We start from the raw sequence: 3,124 nt of genomic DNA, 5'->3' as shown, positions 1-3,124 counted from the left end.
TGAGAACTTGCGCTCTCAAAACTAAATAATATCTACTCTTTTTCTTAACAGCCTTCACCGCTGCTTGGTTAAGTCCTCGACCGATTAGTATTGGTCCGCTCCATGCATCACTGCACTTCCACTTCCAACCTATCTACCTCATCATCTCTGAGGGGTCTTACTCTTCCCGAAGGAAGATGGGAAATCTCATCTCGAGGCGAGTTTCACACTTAGATGCTTTCAGCGTTTATCTCATCCATACGTAGCTACCCAGCTATGCTCCTGGCGGAACAACTGGTACACCAGCGGTATGTCCATCCCGGTCCTCTCGTACTAAGGACAGCTCCTCTCAAATTTCCTGCGCCCGCGACGGATAGGGACCGAACTGTCTCACGACGTTCTGAACCCAGCTCGCGTACCGCTTTAATGGGCGAACAGCCCAACCCTTGGGACCGACTACAGCCCCAGGATGCGATGAGCCGACATCGAGGTGCCAAACCTCCCCGTCGATGTGGACTCTTGGGGGAGATAAGCCTGTTATCCCCAGGGTAGCTTTTATCCGTTGAGCGATGGCCCTTCCATACGGTACCACCGGATCACTAAGCCCGACTTTCGTCCCTGCTCGACCTGTCTGTCTCGCAGTCAAGCTCCCTTGTGCCTTTACACTCTGCGAATGATTTCCAACCATTCTGAGGGAACCTTTGGGCGCCTCCGTTACTTTTTAGGAGGCGACCGCCCCAGTCAAACTGCCTACCTGACACTGTCTCCCACCACGATGAGTGGTGCGGGTTAGAGTGGTCATACAGCGAGGGTAGTATCCCACTAATGCCTCCGCCGAAACTAGCGTCCCGGCCTCTACGGCTCCTACCTATTCTGTACAAGCGGTACAAACACTCAATATCAAGCTACAGTAAAGCTCCATGGGGTCTTTCCGTCCTGTCGCGGGTAACCTGCTTCTTCACAGGTATATCAATTTCACCGAGTCTCTCGTTGAGACAGTGCCCAGATCGTTACGCCTTTCGTGCGGGTCGGAACTTACCCGACAAGGAATTTCGCTACCTTAGGACCGTTATAGTTACGGCCGCCGTTTACTGGGGCTTCAATTCTGAGCTTCGCCGAAGCTAACCCATCCTTTTAACCTTCCAGCACCGGGCAGGCGTCAGCCCCTATACTTCATCTTACGATTTTGCAGAAACCTGTGTTTTTGATAAACAGTCGCCTGGGCCTATTCACTGCGGCTGCACTGACGTGCAGCACCCCTTCTCCCGAAGTTACGGGGTCATTTTGCCGAGTTCCTTAACGAGAGTTCACTCGCTCACCTTAGGATTCTCTCCTCGACTACCTGTGTCGGTTTGCGGTACGGGCAGTTAACTATTCACTAGAAGCTTTTCTCGGCAGTGTGACATCGGCAACTTCGCTACTTAAATTTCGCTCCCCATCACAACTTGTCCGTATAGATTAAAGCATTTCACTCTAATCAAGACTTGCTGCTTGGCCAGACATATCCAACAGTCTGGTTTGCTTAGCCTCCTGCGTCCCTCCATCGTTCAAACACAGTTAACTGGTACAGGAATATCAACCTGTTATCCATCGTCTACGCCTTTCGGCCTCAACTTAGGTCCCGACTTACCCTGGGAGGACGAGCCTTCCCCAGGAAACCTTAGTCATTCGGTGGACAAGATTCTCACTTGTCTTTCGCTACTCATACCGGCATTCTCACTTCTAAGCGCTCCACCAGTCCTCACGGTCTGACTTCATTGCCCTTAGAACGCTCTCCTATCACGCATCCTTACGGATGCATCCACAGTTTCGGTAATATGCTTAGCCCCGGTACATTTTCGGCGCAGGATCACTCGACTAGTGAGCTATTACGCACTCTTTAAATGATGGCTGCTTCTGAGCCAACATCCTAGTTGTCTAAGCAACTCCACATCCTTTTCCACTTAGCATATATTTTGGGACCTTAACTGGTGATCTGGGCTGTTCCCCTTTTGACGATGGATCTTATCACTCACCGTCTGACTCCCGGACATAAATCAATGGCATTCGGAGTTTATCTGAATTCAGTAACCCAAGACGGGCCCCTAGTCCAAACAGTGCTCTACCTCCATGATTCTTATTCCGAGGCTAGCCCTAAAGCTATTTCGGAGAGAACCAGCTATCTCCAAGTTCGTTTGGAATTTCACCGCTACCCACACCTCATCCCAGCCATTTTCAACTGACACGGGTTCGGTCCTCCAGTGCGTTTTACCGCACCTTCAACCTGGACATGGGTAGGTCACCTGGTTTCGGGTCTACAACAACATACTTCATACGCCCATTTCAGACTCGCTTTCGCTACGGCTCCGGTTTTTCCACCTTAACCTGGCATGCAATCGTAACTCGCCGGTTCATTCTACAATAGGCACGCGGTCACCCATTAACGGGCTCCCACTGTTTGTAGGCACATGGTTTCAGGAACTATTTCACTCCCCTTCCGGGGTGCTTTTCACCTTTCCCTCACGGTACTGGTTCACTATCGGTCACTAGGGAGTATTTAGCCTTGGGAGATGGTCCTCCCGGATTCCGACGGAATTTCACGTGTTCCGCCGTACTCAGGATCCTGAACTGAGAGTAAGCCGTTTCGTCTACGGGATTATCACCCTCTCTGATATAGCTTCCCAGCTATTTCGACTACGTCTTACTTTGGTAACTCAAATGTTCAGTCCTACAACCCCAACAAGCAAGCTCGTTGGTTTGGGCTTTTCCCGTTTCGCTCGCCGCTACTCAGGGAATCGATTTTTCTTTCTCTTCCTGCAGCTACTTAGATGTTTCAGTTCACTGCGTCTACCTCTGCTTAGCTATGTATTCACTAAGTAGTAACTAACGACTAAGTTAGTTGGGTTTCCCCATTCGGAAATCTCCGGATCAAAGTGTACTTACCACTCCCCGAAGCATATCGGTGTTAGTCCCGTCCTTCATCGGCTCCTAGTACCAAGGCATTCACCATGCGCCCTTTATAACTTAACCTTGCTTTGACCACGTCGTGGTCGCCACAGATTAATTGAGTATTACGCGATGTAATGTAATTCATTAAAAAACTCAAATAACGCGGTGTTCTCGGTTGTTTTAAAAAAATATTTCGATATTATTTAGTTTTCAAAGT

1 rRNA gene is annotated in these 3,124 nt (G+C 49.6%); it reads right to left on the bottom strand.

From position 1 onward, the window contains the following. Positions 1–64 precede the first annotated feature (64 nt). Positions 65–2,988 (bottom strand): 23S ribosomal RNA (locus FC26_RS04280). Positions 2,989–3,124 lie beyond the last annotated feature (136 nt).

Origin of the sequence: Paucilactobacillus vaccinostercus DSM 20634 (assembly GCF_001436295.1) — a bacterium.
In the GTDB taxonomy this organism is placed as follows: Bacteria; Bacillota; Bacilli; order Lactobacillales; family Lactobacillaceae; genus Paucilactobacillus; species Paucilactobacillus vaccinostercus.
This window is presented reverse-complemented; position numbering and strand designations above follow the sequence as displayed.